Genomic DNA, 25,412 nt, shown 5'->3' with positions numbered 1-25,412 from the left:
CCCCGCGGTGGGGGGGGGGGGCCCCCGGGGGGGGCCGTTCCGGGGGGGGGGGGGGGGGGGGGGGGGGGGCCGGCGCCGGGGGGGGGGGGGTGGGGGGGGGGGGGGGGGGGGGGCCGCGCCCCCGCCTGGGGTTCGCGTCAGGGGGCGGTCGGGAAGTCGCCGGCCCGGATGCCGGCGACGAACGCTCGCCAGGCCGCAGGGGAGAAGCCGAGGGCCGGGCCATGGGGGTCCTTGCTGTCGCGGACCGGGATGAGACCGGTGATGCCGTCGGCTACTTCGACGCAGTTGTCGTTCGGGTTGCTGGCGATTGCCTTCTTCCACTGCACAGGAAGTGCGGAGGCGACAGGGAAGTGGGTCACTTGAGCGTGTCTCTCTTCTGTGTGATGAGGTTGCGCGACTCGTCGAGGGACAAGGCGGTTGCCATGATTTCGTCGAACGCCGCCCGGTAGATGTCGACTTGGTCCGGATCCTCAACCCAGTTGCTGCTGAGCATTCCGCTGAGTAGCACCAGATCGAGATCGCGCTGTCGAAACTCCAGGAGAGCGAACGGCCCGGTCATTCCGGGATGCGGCGGCGCCACGGCCGGCATGATTTGAATCTTGATATTGGGAAGCCGGCTGAACTGCAGCAGCTTGTCCAACTGGTCGGCCATCACGCCTGGAGCGGCACTCATCGAGAGGGCGGCTTCGTGGATGACCGCCCAGAGCTTCAGCGGGTTCTCGGATCGGGTGAGGACCGATTGCCTGTTGATCCGGACTTCGACACGCTCTTCGACGCTGGGCTTGTCTATCACGCCGCTGGAGATGATGGCGTGGGCGTACTGACGGGTCTGAAGGAGGCCAGGGATGTACGCAGATTCGTACGACTTGTTGCCTACGGCCGTCTCTTCGAGGCGGATCAGATCTGTGTAGAGCGGATTCAGTTGCTCGTAGCCCGCCATCCAACCCGGGCGGCGCTTGTCGCGGAGGATCTCGACGAGGACCTCCTTGAGTTCCTCGTCGCACTCGTAGAAGTCGAGCAGAGCTCTGACGACATCGGGCTTCAGCTGGACGCGGGCGTTCTCGTACCGGCTGAGCTTCACCAGGTTGATGCCGTCGACCTGGGCAACGACCTCCTCGGCTGAGAGGTTCTTCAGCTCGCGAAGCCTTCTCAGCTCGGCGGCGATGCGGCGGTATCGCACGGCTGGCACTGCGACTGCCATCTACGTAACCCCTCCAGAGCGTTCAGGAACCAGTGTGCATGCGGCTGGTGACGGTTCGCCACCACTCGGATGAGCGTAGGCACAGCACCTTGCTCTCAGAACTGAAAGTTTTCATATTTCATCGACGTGCCTTGCGATCTACTGCGGCAATGCTCCATGCTGTGCGTGACGAAGCACTCGCTGTGCGTGATGTGCATGGCATAGGGCAGTTGTACGCCTTCATGGGCGCTTCGCGCTGGACGTGCACGGACGCCGTAGTGGCCGCCCGGCCTTCTCCACTCATGTGTTTGGAAGGTTCCATCGCCATGTCTCGAAACTCCTCCACCATCTGGCTCCCGCGCAGCCGCCGCTCGCCCGCCATCGCGCGTCAGCGGCTCTCCGTCCTCCTCTCCTCCACCCGAACGGGGACCGCTTCCTCGACTCCGGGCTCGTCGTCACCACCGAGTTCGTCACCAACGCTGTCCTCCACGGCACCCCGGTCGGCCACCTCATCTACTTCGCCCTCGACGTCGACCCCACCCGCCTCCGCATCGAGGTCCACGACGCCCGGGGCGACTGCCTCCCCGCGTTCTCCTCGCCCGGTCTCGACGGCGAGACCGGGCGAGGGCTCCACCTCGTCGATTCCCTCACCAAGCGCTGGGGCTGCTGCCCGCGCCGACCTGTGGGCAAGATCGTCTGGGGCGAGGTGGCCGCGTGAGGGCCGACCACGAGATCCGCGTCGAAGTCCCCGGTGTGAGGCCGCCGTCGGTCCACACCCTCAGCCCCGACGGCCTCGAATCCCTCTGGAACTCGATCTGCTTCCGCCCGATGTCCCCGCTCCAGCGCGAGATCATGGAGCGCGCCCTCACCGGCCCCTGCGCCGAACGCAACGTCATTCGCCACCTCGCCGCGAACCCATACCTCGCCCTTCCCTTCGGCGACTGCGAGTTGCGCATCAGCTGGGCGAACACTGCCGAAGGGGAGCCGGCGTGATCCACCGCTTCCGCGACTGGTGGTTCCGGGACTGTTCCCGCGCGCCGGTCGGCCGCCTCCTGCGTGCCGAACGGCGACGCCTGGAAGCGGAGTTGGCACGTCGGCCGCCCGGCGCCTCCGCTGCGGTCCGCCAACGTGTGCTCGCCGCCCTCAGCGAGTCCGAATCCACCTGATCGCACCGTCCCGGCGTGCTACATTTGAACGCGTTCAAAGGAGGTGACGGGTGGCCGCGGTTCCCGCAAGTGCCCGGTGGTTGGCCGGGACGGCGTGTGCGGTGTTCGTGGTGCCGCTGGTGCTCATCGCCGGGGCGTACGGGGTCAGTTTGCGGCTCGTTCTTCTGTCCGCGGTCGGGCTGCTGACCGCCGTCGTCTGTACGGTGCCCGTCTTCTGCCGTCGCGAGGACCGCTTCCGGGTCGCCTGTGCGGCGGCGGGTTTCACCGTCGCCGCCGTATGGGTGCCGCTACTGATCATCGGAGTCCTTGCGGTGCTGCCCTTGTGCGGCTGGCTCTGGTGCCTCGCCTACCTCTTCATGCCGGTCGCGGCGGTCGCCACCCTGATCGCCGCATTCCAGCGGGCCCGGGGGCTTGAGTGCGGCCGGGTGGCGGTCGCCGTCGGATGGCTGGCCGCAGCATCCTCGGTTGCAGGCTGGTTCCCGCTGGTCGTCTGAATGCCGATCGACCCGACGCGGCGCTGGGTCGACCGGCCCCACCGCCCGCGTCAGCTGGCGACGATCGTGCCCGTAGTCCGGGTATGCGTGAACTCGGCATCGGCCATGTACGCGGAGAGGTCCACCGAGGACTTGGTTCAGGCGCCGTCGGGCGAGTGACACTCACCAGCACCGTTGCCGTACGGCAGCGCGTTGGCGTGCAGGGAGCGCGCACCGAGCCACGGCCCAACACAGCGGCCGGTGAGATCGGCACGGTGATGGCGGCCGATTGGAAGGCAGCCAGACACCGGTAGGTGACCGAGATATTCAGGGTCTGTACAGCGTCAGCGACGGTCGTGCTGTTGACACCTAAATGAGAGGCCGCCGGCGGCGTGTATGGCCGCAGTTGAGAGCGCGGGGGCGGCCAGGAGCCGGGAGAACCTCGTGCGAATGGGTAGGCTCCTCGCGGCCTACCTTCGGTGATGGTGGAGATCGAAGCGGCAAGGGCGAGGTGGTGGACCCAGCGCCCCATAGTGCTGTCCACTACACGCCACAGCCTGTACGAGACCGGGAGACCTTGGAGTCTGCGGGCTTTCACACTCTGGCAGTTGGGGTCAGTCCCAGTCGAGCTGGGGGAATCGGGGCAGGAACGCCATGGCGACCTCCACCTCAATCTTGAGGTAGAGGCCACCAGGTGCCCCGGAGATCACCGGCGACGGCCGCGAGGCGACTCCGGCTGTGCTGGCGGCTCCCATCCCTCGTTGGCCTTCGCGCGCAGCACCTCGACGCTTTCAGCCTTGGCCTGCGAGCCGGGAACGATTTGCCCTGACCGCCCGGCGCCTGGCTCAGTGGACAGCTCAGCCAGGGCTTGAGAAGGGAGCAGTGCTCGAGATTTCGCGTTTCGCAGTTTCATGACCCAGTGTCCGGCAGCCTGGAGCGCCGCGCGGCCGGCCACCTGATGATCCACCCACCCGGCAGCGTCATCAGCGTCGCATCCCCAGAGGTAGCCGAGTACGCGGCCGTGCTCATCGGCTACGGTGACATACTCGACTGGCTTATCCGTCGAGTATTCATAGTGGACTGGACCGCCCTCCAGTACTCGCAACTGCAGGTCCTCGCTAAGCCGTGCGTTCTTCATGGCGTCATTCATTAGATATCTCTTCCTTTATGGCAGAACTTCGCCGTATATCTGATATGGCCCAGTGTCCGGCATGGCGACACGATCACAGCGCCATTTTACGCCGCGCCCCATAAGGATCTCCTGCTCGTCACTGCTGAATGCCGAGACCTTCTCAACCCACAATGCTGGCGTTCCTGCGGGAATCTTCAAGTGTAGCATGGCCTGCTTGTCGTTAAATGGGCTCTCGCCTAGCGAAGCCGAGGTAAAGGAATCCTCTGCGAAGACTCCTCCCGCCATTTCATCTGGGCGCATCGGAATATGATAAAGATTGGTCCCCCGACTCACCATCACCGTTTCCGGCACGGGGCGACCGGCTAGTGCGCCGTCAATTTCTGCGATTCTATCCAGCAGGTCTTGAGTGGCTTCACCGCCGGATCGTAGATAGGGGTTAATCGCCCTATAGCTAATATGGGGATCTTCTGTTGTGTAGCCCCATACTGCCTGCCTCTAAGACTCGGGGAGGCCTGTGGCGTACTGGTTCCAGTGGTCGGCACCATACTCCTGGGCCTCAAAGTTGTCCTTAAATGTCCTTGCCCCTTGTGAGGTCTCGGACCAGGCAACCTTCATCTGGTCTTCCGGCGTCAGCCGGCTAAAGTCCTCCGGGGACATGTGCGAGACACTGCCATGAACGGCGGTGCCATGGGCATTCGTGGCTGTCAGAGGTTTCGCCAGCAGATTCTCCTGGTGCAGGAACGTGATCGGAATTGTGGGTGCCATGAGCGCCGACGTCACTTTCGGCGCCTGCGGGATCCTTGGTGTGGCTGTGATTTGGCGCTCCTCCCGACGTTGTATCGATCTCATGAGCTGCGCCGGAATCTGCAGTCGATTTGACTACTGGGTGCGGTTCCGCAGGTTTGACTGGCCCTGTTACAAAAACCGGGGTGCGGAGACGAAGTCGTCAAAGGACTCGGTGCGGGCTGCACCGGGTGTGGAACCTTCTGAGACGGAAGGTTCATGGTACCGCTCGCCGTATCGGCTGATTCCTGCAGACTGGTTGGGTGGCTCGGCGTTGTGAGCGATGGTTTAGTGGGCTCAGCGGCCTTCTGTGATGCTTCCTTCGCAGCCTTCTCGGCCGCTTCCTTCGCAGCGTTTTCGGCGGCTTCCTTGGCGGTGTTCTTGGCCGCGTCTTCGGCTACTGCGGTGGCTCCGCGTTCGGCGGCGGAGGCGGCGACGCCGCTGCCTCCGGTTTCGGGGACGAGCAGCAGGTTGCCGAAGAGTTTGCCGCCGGCTTCGGCGGGGTCGGAGCCCCAGCCGCTGCCGATGAGGCCCTTGACTGCCTCGGTCGGGTTGTTGGCGCTGCTGGACAGGCCGGCCACGAGGCCGGAGAGGCCTGTGGCGTACTCGGCGGGGTGCGTGGCGTTGTACGAGTCGAGCGGGTTCACGCTGCGCAGGAGCTTGTTCAGGTCGACGGCGCTCTTGATGACACCGCCGCCGAAGTGGACGGCGAGCTGCGGGACGGACGTTGCGGTGTCCATCAGGTCGGCCTTGAGGATCTCCGTTTGGCTCGGCATCGCCGGGGCGGATTCCACGAGTGCCTTGACCGTCGCGAGTGCCGTTCGGGCGGCCGAGTCCCGCTGGGTGCGGGCGGCGTTCAGCTTGTCCTCGGCCTCCTTGAACTGGGCTACCGCATCCGCTGGGGGCGTGAACTCGCCGGGCTTGGCCGGCGGGTCGCCCTGGCGCTGGTCGGGCGGGACCGCGTTGTAGGCCTTGAGCTGCAGGTCGTAGGTCATCGCATCGTTCATGTAGGTCTTGGCGGCGGCGTCCGTCTTCTTCTGCGCCTCCTTCCAGATCCTGACGGCCTCCTTCGCCTGGTCCTGCGCCCAGCTGACGGTGTGGGCGTAGGTAGTCAGAGCGGTGCCGGCCTTTGCGAAGGCGTCCGCCGCCGCCAGCCACTGCTTGGGCTGGGGGTCGAACTCCCCGCGGAACTTCTCGGCGGCCTCTCCGGTCCAGTGGTCGGTGTCCAGGCGGGTCAGGCCCTGGCCGGCCTTGTCGAACGCGTCGTGGAACTTCTGCAGGTGACCCGCGACCTCGTTCAACTTCTTCGCGTCGCCGTGCAGAAGTTCCTTCGGGTCGTCGCTCTGGTCGAGGTTGCCGCATTGATCACGGCATCGCCCTCCCCACCTTCCGGCTCCATGTCGTCCCGGCGGTCGTAGCCCTGGCCGGCCCGACCTGGCAACGGGAAGTATGGCTCGACCGGGACGAGTTCGAGGATCTCGACTACACCGTGCACGTGCTCTTCGACGACTTCTGCGATGCGCACGAGCCCGCGCGCTCCCTGGGCGGGAGCCTTCGCACCGAGCAGGAGGTCGAGCTGATGGCGTGCCTCGGCGCAGCCTACCGCGCGGTGCAGGACGCGGTCGGTGCCTGTTCCCCTGACGAGGCCTTCCTGGACGACCCGGGCTGGCCCGCGGTGGTCGCCGCCGCGGCCCGGCTGGCGCGGGTGATGCTGAACAACGACTACCTCGCCCTGGTGCGGATGCATGAGGCTGGCGTCTGCCGCTCAGTGGGCGGCCGCCTCCTGGGCCGGCTGGCGGAGGAGGGCGAGGCGGCTGGCGGTGCGGTCGAGGTCGCGCATGAGGGTCGAGCCGGTGGGGAGGCCGGCGACGGGGTCGCGCCGATGAGGATCAGGCGGACGTCGCGGTCGCAGCAGACGTCGACCGGATTGGCGAAGCGGCGTCGGCCGTCGGGGGACGCGTCAGTGAGCGGTGGGACGGCGTCCAGGACGATGGTGGGGAAGCGGTCGGCGACCGCTAGGTAGTCCGTGACGGAGGTACGGCCCTCACACAACTCCTGGAAGCCGAACCACACGTGGTCGTCGCGGACGGCCCGGGCCGGCAGCTCACGGTGGTGGGCGACGACCGCACCCGCTTCCGACGGCCGGGGCGGGATGCAGAGGTGTCGCGGCGTGCGGCGCAGCCGCCAGGCCGGGTGGGCCAGTTCGCCGGCCAGTCTGAGTTGCTCGACCGGGAGTTCCTGGGCGGGGTCGAGCGTGAATCCGTGCTGTTCGGCGGTCCGGTGGACGTGTCCACGCATCGCCTCGTACTGCTTCCGGGCCCTGTCGGTCACGGGTCCGGACCCTGGCAGGGCGTCGGACCTTCGAGATCAACAGGTGTTCGTCGACGGCGATGGGAACGCCGAGCGGGCCCGGCGGGGCGAGCACCCGCCGGATCCACTCGGCTTGCTCGGCTCGCCGACCGCCCCCGCCCGCTCAGCTCGCGAAGCGCTCGCGGAGGCCGGCGAGGCCGGTGGTGAAGACGCCGTGGACGCGCTCGGTCGAGTCCTTGCGGTGTTCCGGGTCGATGTCGTACCGGACGCTCCACTCCACGAAGCTGGCGGCCAGTTCGGTCACCGGGGTGACCCGCAGGGTGGCGCGGTAGCCGTCGAAGTGGAAGGTGCCGTCGGGGAAGCTGTAGGTGTAGCTGCGGGCCTCGTCGTCGTAGGCGAGCAGCGTCTCGTGCAGCACGACACCGTCGGGCAGTTCGAAGACCCGGACGGAGCCGATCGCGTTGCCGGCCAGGCCGTTGCCGAGCCGGCTCACCGGCAGGTGGGGGTGCCAGTCGCCGAGGGCGTGGAAGTCGCCGACCAGCTCCCACACCCGCTCGGCGGAGGCCTCCACCACTGTGCTGACTGTCAGGACCGCCATGGTCGTTGCCGCCTTCCGTCCGTTGGCCAGAGCTACTTATTCTGATGTGATGTCAGATCGCGGCGCCAGGGGACGGGCCGGTCGAGGCGGGCCCGTAGGATCGTCGATCATGGAACCGAGTACCGGACTGATCGCCGTGCCGCCCGGCCGCGTCACGCTCTCCGACCGCCGCACCCAGCGGACGTGGAGCGTGGAGGTGGCCCCGTTCGAGCTGGGGGCCTGTCCGGTCACCCGTGAGGAGTACGAGGGCGTCGCGGGCGACCGCCGCCCCGCGCACAGCGTGTCCTGGCTGGACGCCGTCCGCCACTGCAACGAACTGTCCCGGCGCGAGGGCCTGGTGCCCGCCTACCGGGTGGACGGCGAGGAGGTCGCCTGGGAGCGCGACGCCGACGGCTACCGGCTGCCGACCGAGGCCGAGTGGGAGCACGCCTGCCGGGCCGGGACGGACGGTCCGCGCTACGGCCCGCTGGACGAGATCGCCTGGCACCGCGGCAACTCGGGTGAGCGCCCGCACTCCGTCGGAGAGCTGCGGCCCAACGCCTACGGGCTGTACGACCTGCTCGGCAACGTGTGGGAGTGGTGCTGGGAGCTCTACGACCCGGAGGTGTACGGCAGTTACCGGGTGCTGCGCGGCGGCGGCTGGTTCGACGAGCACTGGAGCTGCCGGGCCTCCGTGCGCCGCCGCAGCCACCCGACCCTGCGGATCGACGACGTGGGCTTCCGGCTCGCGCGCTCGACGGGTGCCTGACCTCGGCGAACACCCGACGGAACCCCTGTGGCGGGCCGCGCGTTGGCGCCTGCGTGAGCGATGAAACGGTATCCCTGCGTCCGATAGCCGAAGCCGACCTCCCCGCCTTCGGCCGACTGGTCAACGACCCCGAGGTGGTGGGCGAATTCCAGTGGTACGGCTGGCGGGATCCGGAGCGGTTCCGGCGCCGGTGGGCGGAGCACGGGCTGCTCGGCGACGACCAGTGGATCTTCGCGGTCGTCGCCGGAGAGGAGTTCTGCGGTTTCGTCGCCGCCCGGCGGAAGGCGATGCTGCCGACCGCGCCGTACTGGAACATCGGCATCCAGCTGATGCCGCAGGCGCGTGGACGGGGGATCGGCACCCAGGCCCAACGACTGCTGGTGGACTACCTGTTCGCCCACACGCCGACGATGCGGGTGGAGGCGGACACGGACGTCGACAACATCGCGGAGCAGCGCGCGCTGGAGAAGGTCGGCTTCACCCGGGAGGGCGTCCACCGCGCGGTGAACTTCCGGGCCGGGCAGTGGCGCGACGGGGTCTACTACGGCCTGCTGCGCACCGACCCGAGGCCCTGAGCCGGAGCCCCTGAGCCAGGGGCCCTGAGCCGGAGCCCCTGAGCCAGGGGCCCTGAGCCGGAGCTCCTCAGGCGACCCCGAACCACTCCTCGGCGAGGTCGTCCAGGGTCCGCGCCGACGGCTTCAACTCCCGCAGGTACCACGGCAGGTGGCTGTACACGTGCAGCAGCGCGTACGCCATCAGCAGCCGCGGTTCGAAGACCCGGCCGTAGGCGGCGAGCAGCTGTCCGAGCAGGTGCGGGTCGGCGCGGGTGGTGAAGAGGCCGACGGCGACCAGGTCGTAGGCCGGATCGCCGGTCATCGCGGGCTCGAAGTCGATCAGGCCGGTGAGCCGCCAGCCGCCGGCCGGGTCGGTGATCAGGTGCTCGCGCATGAACTCGGTGTGCAGCAGGGCCTGTTGGGCAGAAGCCGGCAGCGGGGCGGCGGCGAGGAATTCGGGGATCTGCTCCAACCACGCCTCCGGCAGCTCGCGTTCGCGCTGCCGGTCGACGGCGCTCGCGCGCTGCCGGGCCAGGAAGGCTGCCCAGTCGCCGGGGGCGAGGGTGCCGGCGAGCGGTCCGGCGTCGAGGGCGTGGAGGGCGGCGAGCGCCTCGCCGCAGTCGCGGGCGATCCGCTCGCGGTCGGCCCCGGGGATGCGCGGCCAGGCGGGGGCGAGGCCCTCGCCGTGGAGGCGGGACATCAGGACGTAGCGCCAGCCGTTGACGTACTCGCCCGCAGTCCGGACGGCCGGGGTGGGGATCGGCAGCGCGCCGTCCAGGAAGGCCAGGACGCGCTCCTCGACGAGGCCGTCCCGGGCGCTCGCCGCCGGGAACAGCTTGAGCACGTGCTCCCCGCCGACCGCGTAGACCGGGACGGACCCCTCCGCGAAGCGCGCCAACGGAAGCCCGTCGAGGCCGAGTAGCGCACAGAGCGCCTCGGCGCCCGGGCGCATCACCGACTCGTCGGGGACGACCGCGTCCCACTGTTCGTCCGTCTCGACCGGAGGCAGCACAGTGCCACGGTAGGCGCGCCAACGGCCCAGCGGCAAAGGATTTCAGGGCGTGTCGGGCCGGGGTGCGCGGCCTCCGGGGACGTCGGACGGGGCGGGTTCCGGGCCGGTGGCCGGGTCGCGGGTGAGCAGGTAACGGGCGCCGGGGCCGGCCTGGGCGGCCCGGTCGTCGGCGTTGTAGAGGGCGCAGCGGGTGAGCGACAGGCAGCCGCAGCCGATGCAGCTGGTGAGTTTGGCCTTGAGCAGTTCGAGTTCGGCGATCTGTTCGTCGATCCGGCCCTGCCAGGACGCGGCGACGGCGGTCCACTCGGCGCCGCTGGGGGCGGGGCGCTCGGGCAGCCGGTCGAGGGCGACCTTGGCCTCGTCGAGGGAGAGGCCGACCCGCTGGGCGGCCCGGACGAAGGCGATCCGGCGCAGCGTGCTGCGCAGGTAGCGGCGCTGGCCGCCGGAGGTGCGGGTGGCGTGGATCAGGCCGAGGCTCTCGTAGTAGCGCAGCGCGGAGGCGGCCAGGCCGCTGCGGGCGGCCAGCTGGCCGATGGTGAGCAGGTCGTCGGAGCGCGGGCCGGTGGTGCGGACGCCGTCGGGTATCGCGGTCATGGGGACTCACTGTAGCCGCTTGACCTCAAGCTGGCTTTAAGTTGCACGATCGGTCCATGACGACGACGACAGAGACGGCGGCCCGGGCCCGGTTCGAGGACCTCCAGCCGCTGATGGCCCTGATGACCGGCGACGAGAAGCACGACGTCGCGGCCACCTCCACCCTGGACGCGCTCTGGGTGCTGTACGACCGGGTGCTGAGGGTGACCCCGGACACCGCCGAGGCGCAGGACCGCGACCGCTTCCTGCTCTCCAAGGGCCACGGTCCGATGGCCTACTACGCCGTACTGGCCGCCAAGGGCTTCATCGACCCCGCCGTGCTGCCGAGCTTCGGCGGTTACGACTCGCCGCTGGGCTACCATCCGGACCGCACCCTGCTGCCCGGCGTGGAGATCTCCTCCGGCTCGCTCGGCCACGGCCTGCCGCTGGCCGTCGGCACCGCGCTCGGCCTGCGGGCGCAGGGGCTGACCGACCCGGCGGTGTGGGTGCTGGTCGGCGACGCCGAGTTCGACGAGGGCTCCAACCACGAGGCGGTGGCCTTCGCCGGCGCCTACGGGCTGGACCGGCTGCACGCGGTGGTGATCGACAACTCCTCGGCCACCCACGGCTGGCAGGGCGGGATCGCCCAGCGGTTCGCGGCCGCCGGCTGGTCGACCGCGACGGTGGACGGCCGCGACCACGAGGCGCTGCACCGGGCCTACACCACCGCGCACCCGGGCCGCCCGCACGTGGTGGTCGCCCGGGTCGAGCCGAAGCACTCCTGAGTCCCGGCGACCCCCGATCCAGCCAACACCACGAACGTGAAAGGCACTTCACCGATGGACACCATGCGCGAGCGCTTCGTCGACGTCACCACCCGTCTGCTGGACGAGGACCCCCGGCTGGCCGTGGTGCTCGCCGACATCACCGCCGCAGCCTTCGAGCCCGCCCGCGAGCGCCACCCCGACCGCGTGGTCAACGTCGGCATCCGGGAGCAGTTGCTGGTCGGCGCGGCCGGCGGCCTGGCGCTCAGCGGGATGCGCCCGATCGCCCACACCTTCGCCAGCTTCCTGGTCGAACGGCCCTTCGAGCAGCTGAAGTTGAGCCTGGTCCACCAGGGCGTCGGCGCCGTTCTGGTGAGCGCGGGCGGCTCCTACGACAACCCGGCGGCCGGTCGTACCCACATGTCGCCGGGGGACGTCGCCCTGCTGGACACCCTCCCGGACTGGACGGTGCACGTCCCCGGCCACCCGGAGGAGGCCGAGCAGTTGCTGCGCCACGCCGTCGCCGACGGCGACCGCAACGTGTACGTCCGGCTCTCCAGCCACCAGAACGCCGCGCCCCTCGCGGTCGAGCCCGGCCGCTTCACCACCGTGCGCACCGGCTCGCGCGGCGTGGTGCTGGCCGTCGGCCCGATGCTGGACGCGGTGCTGGCGGCCACCGAGGGCCTGGACGTCACCGTGCTGTACGCGGCGACGGTGCGCCCCTTCGACACCGCCGGGCTGCGCGCCGCGCTGGGCGAGCGGACGGACGCGGTGCTGGTGGAGCCGTACCTGGAGGGCACGTCGGCGAACGAGGCGCACGCCGCGCTGGCCGACCGCCCGCACCGGGTGCTGGCCCTGGGCGTGCCGCGCGGCGAGCACCGGCACTACGGTTCGATGGCCGAGCACCTGGCCGCCTACGGCCTGGACGCCGGCTCGCTCAGGGAGCGGATCGGGACCTTCCTCTGGTGACCCCCGGGGCTCCTCCGGCGGGGCCTCAGGTGCGGACGACCGCGACCGAGTCCGCCGCCAGCCGCACGGCCGCACCCTCCAGGGCTGCCGCCCCGAAGGCCGCCACCACCTCCCGCCCGGCGTCCGCCAGCGGCAGCACCGCCTCGCCCGGCCCGAGGTTGACCGCCACCCGGTACGGCCCCCGGTGCACCACCAGCCAGCCCGCCGCCTCGTCGAAGGCGACCCGCACCGTGTCGAGGTCCGGGTCGGCCAGCTCCGGGCGCTCGCGCCGCAGCCGGATCAACGTCCGGTACCAGGCGAGGAGTTCGCTGTGCGGGGCGCGCCGGGGCTCGGTCCAGTCGAGTACGGAGCGCAGCACGGTGGCCGGCTCCTGCGGGTCGGGGACGGCCTCGGCGGCCCAGCCGTGCTCGGCGAACTCCCGGCGCCGGCCCCGCCGGACGGCCTCCGCGAGGTCCGGGTCGGTGTGGTCGGTGAAGTACTGCCAGGGGGTGGCGGCGCCCCACTCCTCGCCCATGAACAGCATCGGGGTGAACGGTGAGGTGAGCACCAGTGCGGCCCCGCAGGCCAGCCGCCCGGCGGGCAGCGAGGTGGAGATCCGGTCGCCGAGCGCCCGGTTGCCGACCTGGTCGTGGGTCTGGAGGTAGCCGAGCAGCCGGTGGCCGTCGCCGGGGCCGAACGGCCGCCCGTGGCTGCGCTCGCGGAAGGAGGACCAGGTGCCGTCGTGGAAGAACCCGCGCCGCAGGGTCTTGGCGAGGGCGGCGAGCGGCTCGCGCGCGAAGTCGCCGTAGTAGCCCTGGGATTCACCGGTGAGCGCGCAGTGCAGGGCGTGGTGGAAGTCGTCGCTCCACTGGGCGGTGAGGCCCTGGCCGCCGGCCTCGCGGGCGGCGGTGGTGCGCGGGGTGTTGAGGTCGGACTCGGCCACCAGGAACAGCGGCCGGTTGCTCGACACCGCCAACCGCTCGACCTCGTACGACAGTTCCTCCAGGAAGTGGACGGCCCGGTCGTCCGCCAGGGCGTGCACCGCGTCCAGCCGCAGGCCGTCGATCCGGTAGTCGCGCAGCCAGGCCAGTGCGCTGCCGATCAGGTAGGCGCGCACCTCGTCCGAGCCGGGCGCGTCCAGGTTGACCGCCGAGCCCCACGGGGTGTGGTGCCGGTCGGTGAAGTACGGGCCGAACGCCGGGAGGTGGTTGCCGGACGGGCCGAGGTGGTTGTGCACCACGTCGAGCACCACCCCGAGGCCCTTGCGGTGCGCGGCGTCCACGAAGCGCTTGAGCCCCTCCGGGCCGCCGTAGGGCTCGTGCACGGCCCACAGCGAGACCCCGTCGTAGCCCCAGCCGTGCTTGCCCGGAAACGGGCAGACCGGCATCAGTTCGACGAAGTCGACGCCCAACTCGACCAGGTGGTCGAGTTGTTCGGCGGCCGCGTCGAAGGTGCCGCGCGCGGTGAAGGTGCCGATGTGCAGCTCGTACAGCACCGCGCCGGGCAGCGCGCGGCCGCGCCAGCCGGTCCGGGACCAGGGAAAGGCGGTGTGGTCCACCGCCCGGCTGGGGCCGTCCGGGCCGTACGGCTGCCGGGGTGAGCGGGGGTCGGGCAGCGGCGGGCCGCCGTCCAGCCGGAAGGCGTAGTCGCCCTCGGGGGCCTCGCCCGTCCACCAGCCGGCCCGGTCCGGGCAGCGGGCCAACTCGTGGGCGTCGCCGTCGACTTCGACCGAGACCGAGGAGGTCGCGTACGGCGCCCAGACCTCGTAGCGCGACATCCTCAGCCCCTCCTGCTCAGCAGTACCACCGGATACGCCGCCAGCAGCTCCGCCACCGGCACCGGGCCGGCCGGGAAGCTGCGCAGCGACAGCTGGTCGGTCCACGGGCCGCCGGCCGGCAGCTCCAGCACCTCGTCGCGCCAGCCGCCGGCCCGGGCCAGCCCGTACGGCAGCCGGGTGACGGCGGTGACCACGTCATCGCCCCGGGCGAAGGCCAGCAGGTGGTCACCGGCCGGGCCCACCGCGGCGAGCGGCCGGTAGGCGCCGAGCGGGCCGGAGCGGCGCAGGTGCAGGGCGGTGGCGGTCAGGTGCAGCTTCTCCCGGGCGAGGTCGCCGGGGCGCGGGGCGGCCGCGTCGGTGAGCCGTACGGCCAGCGCGCCGAGGTCCACCACGCCCCGGTTGTCCGGGTCGACCAGGGTGTACAGCGGCTCCTCGCTGCCCTGGTAGAGGTCCGGCACGCCCGGGACGGTCAGGTGCAGCAGGGCGGCGGCCAGGGTGTTGGAGCGGGCGTACGGGGCGAGGGAGTGGACCAGGCCCTCGATCCGGGGGAGCAGCCCGGCGTTGCCGAAGACGGCGCGGGCCCGTTGCTCAAGGGCCTGCTCGTACCCGGGGTCGGGGTTCGTCCAGGAGGTGTGCAGCTTGGCCTCGCGGGCGGCCTTGAGCAGGGCGGCGACCAGCCGGTCGGGGGTGATCGGCCAGGCGGCGACCAGGGTGTGCCAGAGCACCCAGTCGGCGTCCCGGTCGGTACCGGGCCCGGCGGCGGTGGACCAGGCGGCGGCCTCGGCGACCCAGGCCTCGGGCTGCTCGGCGAGGACGGCGAGCCGGGCCCGGGCGTCCGCGCTGCGCTTGGTGTCGTGGGTGGAGAGCACCGTCATGCTGTGCGGCCAGGTGCGCTCCAGGTACCGGCACCACTCGTGGAACTCGGCGGGGCGCAGCCCGGGCCTGGCGGGTTCGCCGCCGACCTCGTTGAGGCCGGGCAGGGCGTTCCAGCGGTAGAAGGCGGTGTCCTCGACGCCCTTGGCGGCCACGGCGGCGGCGGTCTGGGCGAAGCGCACGCAGAACTCGTCCTTGTCGGCGCTGCGGCCCAGTTCCCCGAGGGCGAGCGCGGCGACCAGGCGCTCGGTGGGGTCCGTGGCGCCGTCCGGGCCGAGCGCGCCGTCCGGGCCGAGCGAGTCGTTCGGGCCGAGCGCGCCGTTCGGGCCGAGCGAGCCGGTGGCCTGCAGCGGGTCGTCGAAGACGGGCTCCCCGGGCCGCGCGTACGGCCGGTACACCGGGTAGTCGGTGAGCAGCCGCCGCAGCGCCGCCCGCAGCTGCCCCGGCGCGTGGTCGGCGTGGGCCGGTTCGGCGGCGCCGATCCGCAGCGCGATCCGGACCAGCCGCTCGACCTCGGAGGTCAGCTCGCCGCCGGGCCCGGTCATGTCGGCCCGGCCGCGCCGGGCGGCGGCGATCGCCGGGTGCGGGTCCTGGCACAGGTCGCGCACCGGCCCGCCGTGCAGGAAGGACTCGTACGCGCCGGCGAGCCGGCAGGCGCCCGTGTGGTCGATGAGCACGCCGTCGATCCGGCGCAGCGCGTCGTAGCCGGTGGTGCCCGCGACCGGCCAGTCCTCCGGCAGCCGCTCCTCGCCGGTGAGGATCTTCTCGACCACGACGTAGGCGCCGCCCGTGGCCTCGGCGAGGCGCTCCAGGTAGCCGCGCGGGTCGGCGAGCCCGTCCGGGTGGTCGATCCGGAAGCCGTCCAGGACTCCGTCGGCGTGCAGCCGCAGCAGGACGGCGTGGGTCGCGGCGAAGACCTCCGGCTCCTCGACCCGGACGGCGATCAGTTCGTTGACGGTGAAGAAGCGCCGGTAGTTGAGCTCGGTGCGGGCCAGCCGCCACCAGGCCGGCCGGTACCACTGGTGGGCGAGCAGCTCGGGCAACGGCAGGTGCTCGGTGCCCCGGCGCAGCGGCAGCTCGTGCCGGTGGTAGCGCAGCCGGTCGCCGTCCACGGTCAGCTGGTCCAGGACGGCGCCGAGCCGGTCGCCGAGCAGCGGCAGCAGCACCCGCCCGCGCCCGGGGGCGTCGGCGGGGCCGGGCTGGGCGGTCCAGTCGATGTCGAACCAGCGGGCGTACGGCGAGTCGGGGCCGTCCCGCAGCACCTCCCAGAGCGGCTGGTTGAGCTGCTCGGGCACGGGCACGGCCATGTGGTTGGGCACCACGTCGGCGATCAGCCGCAAGCCGTGCCGGTGCGCCTCGGCGGCCAGGGCGCGCAGGGCGGTCTCGCCGCCGAGCTGCTCGCTGATCCGGGTGTGGTCGACGGTGTCGTAGCCGTGGGTGGAGCCGGGGGCGGCCTCCAGCAGCGGGGAGAGGTGCAGGTGGGAGACCCCGAGGGCGGCCAGGTACGGGACGGCGGCGGCGGCGTCGTGGAGGGTGAAGCCGGGTTGGAGCTGGAGGCGGTAGGAGGCGGTGGGCGGCGGTGCCGGGGACGGCGGCGCGGGGTGGGTAGCGGCCGGGCGGGGCTGCGCGGGCTCGGCGGCGGAGGTCATAGGTCCATAGGTACCCGGCCGGGGCCGCCGCCAAGACCCGCTGCTGATCCGAACAGGTGAGCGCCCGGGGGATCAGGCCGGTCGCTGCAGCACCATGAGCGAGCGGTCGGTGAGCCACAGTGCGTCCCCCGCCTTGACCCGGGCTCCGGTGCCGGGGGCGGGCAGCCGGGGCTGGGCGGTGTCGACCACGACCTGCCACTCCTTCCCGTAGTCGGCGGGCACGGTGAACTCCAGCGGCTCGAAGTGGGCGTTGAACATCAGCAGGAAGGAGTCGTCGACGATCCGCCCGCCGCGCCGGTCCGGTTCGGAGATGGCGTAGCCGTTCAGGAAGACGGTCAGCGACTTGGCGTAGCTGGCGCCCCAGTTGCGCTTGGTCATCTCCTCCCCGGCGGGGGTGAACCAGGCGATGTCCGTGAGGTCGTCGTAGCCGTTCGGGGTGGGGGACCCGGCGCCGTGGCTCCCGGGCACCGGCCGCCCGTGGAAGAAGCGCCGGCGCCGGAACACCGGGTGGTCGCGGCGCAGCCAGATCATCCCCTGGGTGAACTCCAGCAGCCGGGCCTCCGGCCCCTCGCCCTCGGGCCAGTGCACCCAGGTGAGCTCGTTGTCCTGGCAGTACGCGTTGTTGTTGCCCTGCTGGGTGCGGCCGAGCTCGTCGCCGTGGGAGAGCATCGGCACGCCCTGGGAGAGCATCAGGGTGGCGATGAAGTTGCGCTGCTGGCGGGCCCGCAGCTCCTCGACGGCCGGGTCGGTGGTGGGGCCCTCGGCGCCGCAGTTCCAGGAGCGGTTGAAGGATTCGCCGTCCCGGTTGTCCTCGCCGTTGGCCTCGTTGTGCTTGTCGTTGTAGGAGACCAGGTCGCGCAGGGTGAAGCCGTCGTGGCAGGTGACGAAGTTGATGGAGGCGATCGGGCGGCGGCCGTCGTCCTGGTAGAGGTCGGAGGAGCCGGTGAGCCGGGAGCCGAACTCGGCCAGGGTGGCGTTCTCGCCGCGCCACAGGTCGCGCACGGTGTCCCGGTACATGCCGTTCCACTCCGTCCACAGCGGGGGGAAGTTGCCGACCTGGTAGCCGCCCTCGCCGAGGTCCCAGGGTTCGGCGATCAGCTTGGCCTGGGAGACCACCGGGTCCTGCTGGACCAGGTCGAAGAACGAGGACAGCCGGTCCACCTCGTGGAACTGCCGGGCCAGGGTGGCGGCGAGGTCGAAGCGGAAGCCGTCCACGTGCATCTCGGTGACCCAGTAGCGCAGCGAGTCCATGATCAGTTGGAGCACGTGGGGGCTGCGCATCAGCAGGCTGTTGCCGGTGCCGGTGGTGTCCTCGTAGAAGCGCTGGTCCTGGGCGAGGCGGTAGTAGGAGACGTTGTCCAGACCGCGCAGCGACAGCGTCGGCCCGAGGTGGTTGCCCTCCGCGGTGTGGTTGTAGACGACGTCGAGGATCACCTCGATGCCGGCCGCGTGCAGCGCCTTGACCATCGACTTGAACTCCTGCACCTGCTGGCCGCGGTCGCCGCCCGAGGAGTAGGAGGAGTGCGGGGCGAAGAAGCCGATGGTGTTGTAGCCCCAGTAGTTGGCCAGGCCGAGGTCGCGCAGCCGGTGGTCGCGGACGAACTGGTGCACCGGCATCAGCTCGATCGCGGTGACGCCGAGCTTGGCCAGGTGCTCGATCACCGCCGGGTGGGCCAGGCCCGCGTAGGTGCCGCGGATCTCCTCGGGGATGCCGGGGTGCAGCTGGGTGAGGCCCTTGACGTGGGCCTCGTAGATCACGGTGCGGTGGTAGTCGGTGCGCGGCGGGTGGTCGGTGCCCCAGTCGAAGTACGGGTTGATCACCACGGAGTGCATGGTGTGGGGGGCGGAGTCGAGGTCGTTGCGGCGCTCGGGCGCGCCGAAGTGGTAGCCGTAGACGGACTCGTCCCAGTCGATGTGGCCGCTCATCGCCTTGGCGTAGGGGTCCAGCAGCAGTTTGGCGCTGTTGTGCCGCTGGCCCAGGCCCGGGTTGTACGGGCCGTGCACGCGGAAGCCGTAGCGCTGGCCGGGCTGGACGCCCGGGAGGTAGGCGTGCCGGACGAAGGCGTCCGTCTCGCGCAGTTCGACGGCGGTCTCCGAGCCGTCCTCGCCGATCAGGCACAGCTCGATCCGGTCGGCACTCTCCGAGAACACCGCGAAGTTGGTGCCGGCCCCGTCGTAGGTGGCACCGAGGGGGTAGGGCTTACCGGGCCAGACCTGCATGGGAGACCTCAACTTCCTTCTGGCGTACGGAAACTGGCATGTAGTCCGACAATCAGCCCGGACCCGTGCGCTCTCTTCCCGGCCGGGCGGGCGGGCATGTGCGACGCTCGCGCGCCGTGACGCACGGCACAGCCCGCAATACTCCCCGAGCCCTTCCCCCACGGCCGGGAGATAGCGCCGGGGTTAGCCCGAACGGGTGTCCAGCGGCGAATCCTGTGATGAGTGGGACGGGTGGTGCGCGCGAGCCCCTCGCCCATCCGGCTGCGGACGGCTCTCGGCGGGCAGTACCCTTGATCGTCCGGCCGCCCCGGCCGACCGGTGCTTGTCAACGGCCCGTCAACGGACCCCGCGCCCGCGGGGGTCAGCCGCAGATGAGGTGGCGCATGGTGTTCCCCGCTGGCGGGCGTGGCTCCGGGCCCGACGGCCCCGACCGCGGCGGTGCCCGCAGCGAGGCGCCCACGGTCGTCATGCGGCCCACCATGACCGGTCGCGCCCTGGTGCCCGCCCAGGGCGGCCCCGTCGAGGTCCCCGCGCTCGCCTGGTCGGCGGGCGAGTGGGAGGACGCCTACCAGCGGGTCCGGCTGTCCGGGCGCGCCTACGTCTGGCTCAACCTGGTCGAACAGCGGCTGCGCTCCCTCGTCGACGAGGTGCTGCACCCCATCTACGCGCCCGCCCACGGCGAGGACTGGGTCACCGCCGCCGCCGGACCGGCCGGCGAGGAGTGGGCCCACCGGGCCGGCGCGGTGCGCGAGGTCAGCCGCCGCAAGGGCTACCTGCTCGACCCGGCCGACGACGACCCGCTGGTCTTCCTCACCCTGCCCCAGCTGCGCGAACTGATGGTCCAGCACTGGCCCTGCTTCGAGCCCTACCTCGCCGACCGGCGCGAGATCGAACTCGCCCTGGACGAACTGGAAGTGGCCCGGCACGTGGTCTCCCGCAACCGGGTGCTCACCCAGACCGTGCTCGCCCAGACCGAACGCGCCGCCGCCCGGCTGCTCGCCGTCCTCGACGGCGGCGCGGGCGGGGTGCCCGCCGACGTGGTGGAGTCGCTCGTCGCCGGGCGCTACGCCGACGTGGTCGCGGTGCACGCCGACCGGGTCCGGCTGCAGCGCGACCTGCCCGTCGAGGACCTGCTCGACGGCGCCCGCCGCCTGGACGCCCTCGGCATCGGCCTCGGCATGCTCTGCCAGAACTACACCGGCAAGCGGCTCGTCCGGCTGGCCGGCGAGGGCTGCCGGGTGCGGCTGCTGTTCCTCAACCCGGCGAGCAGCGCCGTACGCCGCCGGGAACGCGAACTCGGTCTCTCCCGCGGAGAGTTGTCCCGCTCCATCGAGATGAACATCATGCACGTGCGCAGGGTCCGGGCCCGGCTGCGGGACCAGGGCGGCTTCGAGATCCGGGTCTTCGACGAGACCCCGCGCTTCACCGCCTACCTGGTCGAGGGCCCCCGCCCCACCGGACCGGTCGCCGGCCGCCGGCAGAGCCGCGACCTCGGCGTCGTCCAGCCCTACCTGCGCCGCTCCCGCGGCATGGAGTCCCCGGCGCTGATCCTGCGCGGCGGGGCGGGCCAGCAGCCGGGTGGCACCGAACCGGGGCTGCTGGAGGTCTACCGCGAGGAGTTCGAGGGGGTCTGGGCGGACTCCCGCAACGTGTCGTGAGACATCCTGTGGTCAGCGGGCCGCCGTCGGTGGAACACTGCGGGCCGTGAACAGCCTCCCCGCCTGGACCCTGGCGCCCGCCGGCCCCCAGGACCTCGAACCCATCGTCGAGCTCAAGGCCCGGGTCATGCGCGCCGACCTGGAACGCCTCGGCCGCTGGGACCGGAACCGCTCCCGGGAGCGCGTCCGGAAGTCCTTCTCCACCCGGTACACCTCCGTGCTGCTGGTCGAGGGCGCCTTCGCGGGCTGTGTCACGATCCGCCCCGACGAGCGGGGCGGCCGCCACCTGGAGCTGTTCTACCTCGCCCCGCACCTCCAGGGCCGCGGCCTGGGCACCGCCGTCCTGCGCCACCTCCTCGCCGACGCCGACGCCGCCGGGGCCCCGGTGCGCCTCGTCGTCCTCCGGGGCAGCGCCGCCCAACGGCTGTACGCACGGCACGGCTTCCAGGTCGTCCACGAGGACCCGATCGACGTCACCATGCACCGGGAGCCGCGTCCGGGCTCCGCACCTGACCTGCAGTAACGATTCGCCACGTCGGCTGGTCGGCGGGCTCGTGCCCGTGGTAGGTGTAGCCCCTGTGAAGATCATGGGGGAGGGCGGGGCAGCTGTGCTGCGCCTCGAAGACGTACACCGCACCTACGGCACCGGCCCGGAGGCCGTGCGGGCGCTCAGGGGGGTGGACGTCGGCTTCGACCGCGGGACCTTCACCGCCGTGATGGGCCCCTCCGGCTCCGGCAAGAGCACCCTGCTGCAGTGCGGCGCCGGCCTCGACCGCCCCGACAGCGGCCGGGTCGTCCTGGACGGCACCGACCTCGCCGGGCTGAACGAGACCCAGCTGACCGTCCTGCGCCGGCGCCGACTCGGCTTCGTCTTCCAGGCGTTCAACCTCGTCGGCTCGCTCACCGCCGAGCAGAACGTCGGCCTGCCGCTGCGCCTGGCCGGGCGCCGCCCCGACCGCGACGAGGTCCGGCGCGCCCTCACCCAGGTCGGCCTCGGCGAACGCGCCGGCCACCTGCCCTCCCAGCTCTCCGGCGGCCAGCAGCAGCGCGTCGCCATCGCCCGCGCCCTGATCACCAAGCCCCGGATGCTGTTCGCCGACGAGCCCACCGGCGCCCTCGACAGCTCCAGCAGCCGCGACGTGCTCGCCCTGCTGCGCGACCTCGTCGACCGCGAGGGCCAGAGCACCGTCATGGTCACCCACGACCCGGTCGCCGCCTCCTACGCCGACCGCGTCCTCTTCCTCGCCGACGGCCGGATCGTCGACGACCTGCCCCGCCCCACCGCCCCGCAGATCGCCGAACGGATGACCGCCCTGGAGACGGCGGGGGCGGAGGGAACGGCGGCATGACCCCGCTCGGCACCCTGCTGCCCGTCGCCGCCGCGAGCCTGCGCCGCCGCAAGGCCGCCTTCGCCGGCTCCTACGTCGCCCTCACCCTCGGCGTCACCCTGGTCGCCACCACCGGCAGCCTCCTCAACCAGACCGCCGGGGACGACTCCCCGCTCGGCGCGCCCTCGCTCCACAAGGTGCTCCAGTTCACCTCCGTGATGGCCGCCTTCGTCGCCGTCTTCGTCGTCGCCGGCACCTTCGCCTTCGCCGTCGCCCAGCGCCGCCAGGAGATCGCGATGCTGCGCGCCGTGGGCGCGACACCCCGTCAGGTCGTCGGCCTGATCACCGGCGAGGCCTCCGTCGTCGCCCTCGCCTCCGCCGTCAGCGGCTGCCTGCTCTCGCTGGCCGGCGCACCCGCGCTCGCCGCCTGGCTGGTCGCGCGCGGCGCCGCCCCCGACGGGTTCACCGCCCGGCCCGCCGTCGGCCCGATGCTGCTCGCCGCCACCGTCGGCCTGCTGGTCGCCCTGCTCGGCGCCGTCACCGCCGCCGTCCGGGCCGGGCGGGTGCGCGCCGTCGAGGCGCTCGGCGACGCCGCCGTCGACCGCACGGTCATGACCCGGCCGCGCTGGGCCTTCGCCCTGCTCGGACTGCTCGCCCTCGCGGGCACCGTCACTTACTACCTCTCCGCGGCCACCATGCCGCCCGCCCCCGGCGACCAGCCGGATGACCCCCAGCTCGCCTCCCAGTGGGTGCTCGGCGCCGACCTGCTCACCATCACCGCGATCGCCCTGTTCGCGCCCGTCGTCGTCCCGCCGCTGGTCCGGCTGCTCAGCGCCCCGCTCGCCCGGGCCACCGCCGCCGCCCCGCTGCTCGCCCGCCAGAACGCGCTCACCGCGGTGCGCCGCACCGTCTCCACCGCCACCCCGGCCTTCCTCGCCATCGCGCTCACCGGCACCGTGGTCGGCTCCACCGCCGCCTTCGCCGACGCCATGACCGCCCAGGGGAGGGCCACCGCCGCCGCCCGCTACGTGCTGCGCCCCGGCAACACCCCGCTGCCCGCCGACGCCGCCCGCCGGCTCACCGCCGCCACCCCCGGGCTGCACGCCACCGCCACCACCTCCACCGTGGTCACGGGCCTCGGCGCCGACCGGCCCGCCTTCGACGACCACGGCGAGGACTCGCCCGGCTCCGTTCCCTCCGCCGCCACCGTCGTCGACGGCGACCTCGCCACCGCCTGGACCCTGCCCGCCGTCGACGGCACCGCCGCCGACCTGCGCGGCGCCACCCTTGCCGCCTCCACCGACCAGGTGCGCGGCCACGGCTGGAAGCTCGGCGACCAGGTCAACCTGCGCCTCGCCGACGGCACCATCGCCGGTCTGCGGCTCGCCCTCGTCTACCGCACCCAACTCGGCCTCGACGAGATCCTGCTCAGCGGCGACGCCGCCGACGGCCACCTCGACGGCGCCCGCCCCGGCGCCGTCCACCTCAGCGCCGAACCCGCCGACCGGCTCGGCGGCGTCCTCACCGACGCCCACGACCCCGGGCCCGACCCCAACGCCCACTACGCCTGGATCGCCACCACCACCATCCTCGGCCCGGCCCTGCTCTACGCCCTGATCGCCATCGTCAACACCATGGTGATGAGCGCCGCCGACCGCCGCCGCGACTTCACCGTGCTGCGCCTGGCCGGAACGGTCCGCCGGCAGGTGCTGCAGATGGTCGCCCTGGAGGCCGTCCTGGTGGTGGCCACCGCCGCCGCCCTCGCCCTCGCCGTCACCGCGCTCACCCAGTACGGCACCACCGCCCTGCTCAACCACCGCATCCTGGCCGGGCAGGCCACCGTTGCGCTCCACCTGCCCTGGCTCCCCCTCGGCGCCGGCGCGGCCCTGTGCCTGGGCCTCGCCGTGACGGCCGGCCTCCTCCCCAGCCGTCTTGCCCTGACCGGCCCAACGGCGGCGCGGTAGGGGCCGGTCGTCGGACGGCACCGCCACTCGGCACCGCCACTCGGCACCGGCACTCGGCCCCGGCGCGCTCGTGAACGCGCCGGGGCCGTCCGGTGCGGTCGGTCAACGGCCCCGTGGAACACCGGTGTCGGCTCGGCGCCCGGCTCGCTCGGATCCTGCCGGGCCGATGTCCCCGCGGACCCGGCGAGTTGACGGGTGGAGGGTGGGCGACGCCCGGGCAGCCATCGGGCGGCAGGCGCCCGGGGCCCGGGAAACCGAGTCGGCCGGGAACCTGGGCACGGTAGGAACGCGCCCCGAACTCCGGCCCCTCGCACGGCGTCGACAGCAGGAAGTCCGGGAACCCGTCGGTGCCCGGCGTCGCCCCGCGCTGCAGGACCGCCGGAGTTCGCCGACGGCGGTTCAAGGCCGCGGAGCAGCCGGGACGGCTCCCCGGGCGGCCGGGTTGTCGGTGGGGCGGGTGATGATGGGGGCTGTTTCGCTGGAGGACGGAAGGACACACCTGATGAGCTGGTGGCAGCAGCCACTGGTCGGCTTCGACCTGGAGACCACGGGCACCGACCCGGCCGTGGACCGCATCGTCACGGCCGCGCTCGTGGACACGGTCGGCGCCGTCCGGGTGGAGGCCGCCAACTGGCTGCTCGATCCCGGGGTGCCGATCCCCGCGGAGGCGGAGGCGATCCACGGGATCGGGGACGCAACGGCGCGCAGCAGGGGGCGGCAGGCCAAGGAGGCGGTGGAGGAGATAGCCGCGGCGCTGTGCGCGCGGATAACGGACGGGCGGCCGGTGGTGGCCTTCAACGCGCCGTTCGACCTCTCGCTGCTCGACGCCGAGCTGCGCCGGTACGGGCTGCCGACGCTCGCCGAGCGCCTCGGCCGGCCGGTCGGGCCGGTGCTGGACGCGCTGGTGATCGACCGGGCCGTGGACAGGTATCGCAAGGGCTCCCGCACCCTGCAGCGGGTGTGCGAGGTGTACGGGGTGGAGCTGACGGACGCCCACGAGGCGGGCAGCGACGCGCTGGCCGCCGTGCGGGTCGCCGTCGCGCTGGCCGGGCGCTACCCGGCCGAGGTGGGGGAGGTGGCGCCGGCCGAACTGCACGGACGGCAGATCGGCTGGTACCGGGAGTGGGCCGAGGGCCTCCAGGCCTGGCTGCGCCGCGGCAAGGACCCGCTGGCAGTGGTGGATCCGCGCTGGCCGTCCAGAGTGGCCGAGCAGCAACTGCCGGGGCCGACCGGATGACCGCGGCCGTGCGCCCGGCCCGGCCCGGGGACCTGCCCGGCTTCCTCGCCCTCGCGGCCGAGGTCGAGCACTGGTTCGGGCCGATGGTGGCCGAACCCGGCTTCCACCGCGCGGTGGAGAAGTCCGTCGGCCGGGGGCGCGCGCTCGTGGCGGACGACGACCGGGGCCTGCTCGGCGGCCTGCTGTTCGGCGGCGGACCCCCGCTGCACCACCTGCACTGGCTGGTGGTGGCCGAGCGCGCCCGCGGTACGGGCGTCGGCCGGGCACTGGTGGAGGACGCGCTGCACAGGCACGTCCGCGCCCCGGCCACGGTCGAGGTGGTCACCTTCGGCCCGGACCACCCCGGCGCGGTGACCAGCGGCGCCCGGGTGTTCTACGAGCGGCTGGGCTTCACGCCCGCCGAGGCCGCCGAGCCCGGACCGGAGGGCGGCTCGCGCCAGGTCTACCGGCTGCACGTGCCCTGAC

The 25,412-nt window shown here is 72.2% G+C and carries 25 protein-coding genes; 13 read left to right on the top strand and 12 right to left on the bottom strand.

What is annotated here, in order from left to right; genetic code table 11:
* Positions 1 to 137: 137 nt before the first annotated feature.
* Positions 138 to 359 (bottom strand): DUF397 domain-containing protein, encoded by a 222-nt coding sequence (locus ACIRVF_RS26700; RefSeq protein ID WP_402822733.1) that lies wholly within the window; start codon positions 357 to 359, stop codon positions 138 to 140.
* On the bottom strand, positions 356 to 1,201 hold the full coding sequence (locus ACIRVF_RS26695) for a helix-turn-helix domain-containing protein (RefSeq protein ID WP_402822730.1): 846 nt from the start codon (positions 1,199 to 1,201) through the stop codon (positions 356 to 358). Before ACIRVF_RS26695 ends, ACIRVF_RS26700 begins: the two co-directional genes overlap by 4 nt.
* Before the next feature lie 283 nt (positions 1,202 to 1,484).
* Here ACIRVF_RS26695 and ACIRVF_RS26690 point away from each other — a divergent pair, with 283 nt between their 5' ends.
* The 3 genes from ACIRVF_RS26690 to ACIRVF_RS26680 all read left to right on the top strand — a co-directional run bounded on the left by ACIRVF_RS26690 (position 1,485) and on the right by ACIRVF_RS26680 (position 2,840).
* Positions 1,485 to 1,898 carry an ATP-binding protein gene (locus ACIRVF_RS26690; RefSeq protein WP_402822727.1) on the top strand — a complete coding sequence of 138 codons (414 nt, stop codon included), beginning with the start codon at positions 1,485 to 1,487 and terminating at the stop codon, positions 1,896 to 1,898.
* Positions 1,895 to 2,173 (top strand): hypothetical protein, encoded by a 279-nt coding sequence (locus tag ACIRVF_RS26685; RefSeq protein ID WP_402822724.1) that lies wholly within the window; start codon positions 1,895 to 1,897, stop codon positions 2,171 to 2,173. The genes ACIRVF_RS26690 and ACIRVF_RS26685 overlap by 4 nt, the downstream gene beginning before the upstream one ends.
* 223 nt (positions 2,174 to 2,396) lie before the next feature.
* On the top strand, positions 2,397 to 2,840 hold the full coding sequence (locus ACIRVF_RS26680) for a hypothetical protein (RefSeq protein WP_402822721.1): 444 nt from the start codon (positions 2,397 to 2,399) through the stop codon (positions 2,838 to 2,840).
* 685 nt (positions 2,841 to 3,525) lie between these two features.
* On the opposite strand, the gene ACIRVF_RS26675 is transcribed toward ACIRVF_RS26680, so the two are convergent.
* The 5 genes from ACIRVF_RS26675 to ACIRVF_RS26655 form a co-directional block, all read right to left on the bottom strand.
* Positions 3,526 to 3,969, bottom strand: coding sequence for a hypothetical protein (locus ACIRVF_RS26675; RefSeq protein ID WP_402822718.1), 444 nt, complete (start codon positions 3,967 to 3,969; stop codon positions 3,526 to 3,528).
* 15 nt (positions 3,970 to 3,984) lie between these two features.
* Positions 3,985 to 4,407, bottom strand: a complete 423-nt coding sequence (locus tag ACIRVF_RS26670) for an ADP-ribosyltransferase (protein WP_402823011.1) — start codon at positions 4,405 to 4,407, stop codon at positions 3,985 to 3,987.
* Between the two features lie 389 nt (positions 4,408 to 4,796).
* A complete protein-coding gene (locus ACIRVF_RS26665; RefSeq protein ID WP_402823008.1) occupies positions 4,797 to 6,185 on the bottom strand; it encodes a putative T7SS-secreted protein in 1,389 nt (462 codons plus the stop codon).
* A 271-nt stretch (positions 6,186 to 6,456) separates the two neighbouring features.
* Positions 6,457 to 7,065 carry an AFG1/ZapE family ATPase gene (gene zapE, locus ACIRVF_RS26660; protein ID WP_402822715.1) on the bottom strand — a complete coding sequence of 203 codons (609 nt, stop codon included), beginning with the start codon at positions 7,063 to 7,065 and terminating at the stop codon, positions 6,457 to 6,459.
* 142 nt (positions 7,066 to 7,207) lie between these two features.
* Positions 7,208 to 7,642, bottom strand: a complete 435-nt coding sequence (locus ACIRVF_RS26655; RefSeq protein WP_402822712.1) for an SRPBCC family protein — start codon at positions 7,640 to 7,642, stop codon at positions 7,208 to 7,210.
* Between the two features lie 109 nt (positions 7,643 to 7,751).
* Here ACIRVF_RS26655 and ACIRVF_RS26650 point away from each other — a divergent pair, with 109 nt between their 5' ends.
* Positions 7,752 to 8,390, top strand: coding sequence for a formylglycine-generating enzyme family protein (locus ACIRVF_RS26650; protein WP_402822709.1), 639 nt, complete (start codon positions 7,752 to 7,754; stop codon positions 8,388 to 8,390).
* Between the two features lie 53 nt (positions 8,391 to 8,443).
* Entirely contained in the window at positions 8,444 to 8,965 is a 522-nt protein-coding gene (locus ACIRVF_RS26645; RefSeq protein ID WP_402822706.1) for a GNAT family N-acetyltransferase, read from the top strand.
* Between the two features lie 67 nt (positions 8,966 to 9,032).
* Here the strand turns inward: ACIRVF_RS26645 and ACIRVF_RS26640 are convergent, their stop codons facing one another.
* A complete protein-coding gene (locus ACIRVF_RS26640) occupies positions 9,033 to 9,956 on the bottom strand; it encodes a phosphotransferase family protein (RefSeq protein WP_402822702.1) in 924 nt (307 codons plus the stop codon).
* 42 nt (positions 9,957 to 9,998) lie between these two features.
* Entirely contained in the window at positions 9,999 to 10,550 is a 552-nt protein-coding gene (soxR, locus tag ACIRVF_RS26635; RefSeq protein WP_402822699.1) for a redox-sensitive transcriptional activator SoxR, read from the bottom strand.
* Positions 10,551 to 10,606: 56 nt separating this feature from the next.
* On the opposite strand from soxR, the gene ACIRVF_RS26630 reads away from it, so the two are divergent.
* Together ACIRVF_RS26630 and ACIRVF_RS26625 are read left to right on the top strand one after the other, a co-directional pair.
* Positions 10,607 to 11,314 (top strand): transketolase, encoded by a 708-nt coding sequence (locus ACIRVF_RS26630; protein ID WP_402822696.1) that lies wholly within the window; start codon positions 10,607 to 10,609, stop codon positions 11,312 to 11,314.
* A gap of 54 nt (positions 11,315 to 11,368) precedes the next feature.
* On the top strand, positions 11,369 to 12,262 hold the full coding sequence (locus ACIRVF_RS26625) for a transketolase family protein (protein WP_402822693.1): 894 nt from the start codon (positions 11,369 to 11,371) through the stop codon (positions 12,260 to 12,262).
* A gap of 25 nt (positions 12,263 to 12,287) precedes the next feature.
* Here ACIRVF_RS26625 and treZ read toward each other — a convergent pair whose 3' ends face one another.
* The 3 genes from treZ to glgX form a co-directional block, all read right to left on the bottom strand.
* On the bottom strand, positions 12,288 to 14,018 hold the full coding sequence (gene treZ / locus ACIRVF_RS26620; RefSeq protein ID WP_402822690.1) for a malto-oligosyltrehalose trehalohydrolase: 1,731 nt from the start codon (positions 14,016 to 14,018) through the stop codon (positions 12,288 to 12,290).
* Between the two features lie 2 nt (positions 14,019 to 14,020).
* Positions 14,021 to 16,540 (bottom strand): malto-oligosyltrehalose synthase, encoded by a 2,520-nt coding sequence (gene treY, locus ACIRVF_RS26615; protein ID WP_402822687.1) that lies wholly within the window; start codon positions 16,538 to 16,540, stop codon positions 14,021 to 14,023.
* Positions 16,541 to 16,612: 72 nt separating this feature from the next.
* Positions 16,613 to 18,760, bottom strand: a complete 2,148-nt coding sequence (gene glgX / locus ACIRVF_RS26610; protein ID WP_402822684.1) for a glycogen debranching protein GlgX — start codon at positions 18,758 to 18,760, stop codon at positions 16,613 to 16,615.
* A gap of 383 nt (positions 18,761 to 19,143) precedes the next feature.
* Here glgX and ACIRVF_RS26605 point away from each other — a divergent pair, with 383 nt between their 5' ends.
* The 6 genes from ACIRVF_RS26605 (at position 19,144) to ACIRVF_RS26580 (ending at position 25,411) form a co-directional block, all read left to right on the top strand.
* The gene (locus tag ACIRVF_RS26605; protein ID WP_402822681.1) at positions 19,144 to 20,418 is read left to right on the top strand and encodes an SAV2148 family HEPN domain-containing protein; all 1,275 of its coding nucleotides are present in this window, start codon (positions 19,144 to 19,146) and stop codon (positions 20,416 to 20,418) included.
* 46 nt (positions 20,419 to 20,464) lie between these two features.
* On the top strand, positions 20,465 to 20,941 hold the full coding sequence (locus ACIRVF_RS26600; protein ID WP_402822678.1) for a GNAT family N-acetyltransferase: 477 nt from the start codon (positions 20,465 to 20,467) through the stop codon (positions 20,939 to 20,941).
* A 64-nt stretch (positions 20,942 to 21,005) separates the two neighbouring features.
* Positions 21,006 to 21,767 (top strand): ABC transporter ATP-binding protein, encoded by a 762-nt coding sequence (locus ACIRVF_RS26595; RefSeq protein ID WP_402823005.1) that lies wholly within the window; start codon positions 21,006 to 21,008, stop codon positions 21,765 to 21,767.
* A complete protein-coding gene (locus tag ACIRVF_RS26590) occupies positions 21,764 to 23,710 on the top strand; it encodes an FtsX-like permease family protein (RefSeq protein ID WP_402822675.1) in 1,947 nt (648 codons plus the stop codon). The genes ACIRVF_RS26595 and ACIRVF_RS26590 overlap by 4 nt, the downstream gene beginning before the upstream one ends.
* Positions 23,711 to 24,212: 502 nt before the next feature.
* Complete coding sequence (locus tag ACIRVF_RS26585) at positions 24,213 to 24,947, top strand: exonuclease domain-containing protein (protein ID WP_402822672.1); 735 nt, start codon at positions 24,213 to 24,215, stop codon at positions 24,945 to 24,947.
* Complete coding sequence (locus ACIRVF_RS26580) at positions 24,944 to 25,411, top strand: GNAT family N-acetyltransferase (RefSeq protein ID WP_402822669.1); 468 nt, start codon at positions 24,944 to 24,946, stop codon at positions 25,409 to 25,411. Before ACIRVF_RS26585 ends, ACIRVF_RS26580 begins: the two co-directional genes overlap by 4 nt.
* Position 25,412: the final 1 nt, after the last annotated feature.

This window comes from Kitasatospora sp. NPDC101157 (assembly GCF_044768255.1).
GTDB lineage: Bacteria > Actinomycetota > Actinomycetes > Streptomycetales > Streptomycetaceae > Kitasatospora.
This window is presented reverse-complemented; position numbering and strand designations above follow the sequence as displayed.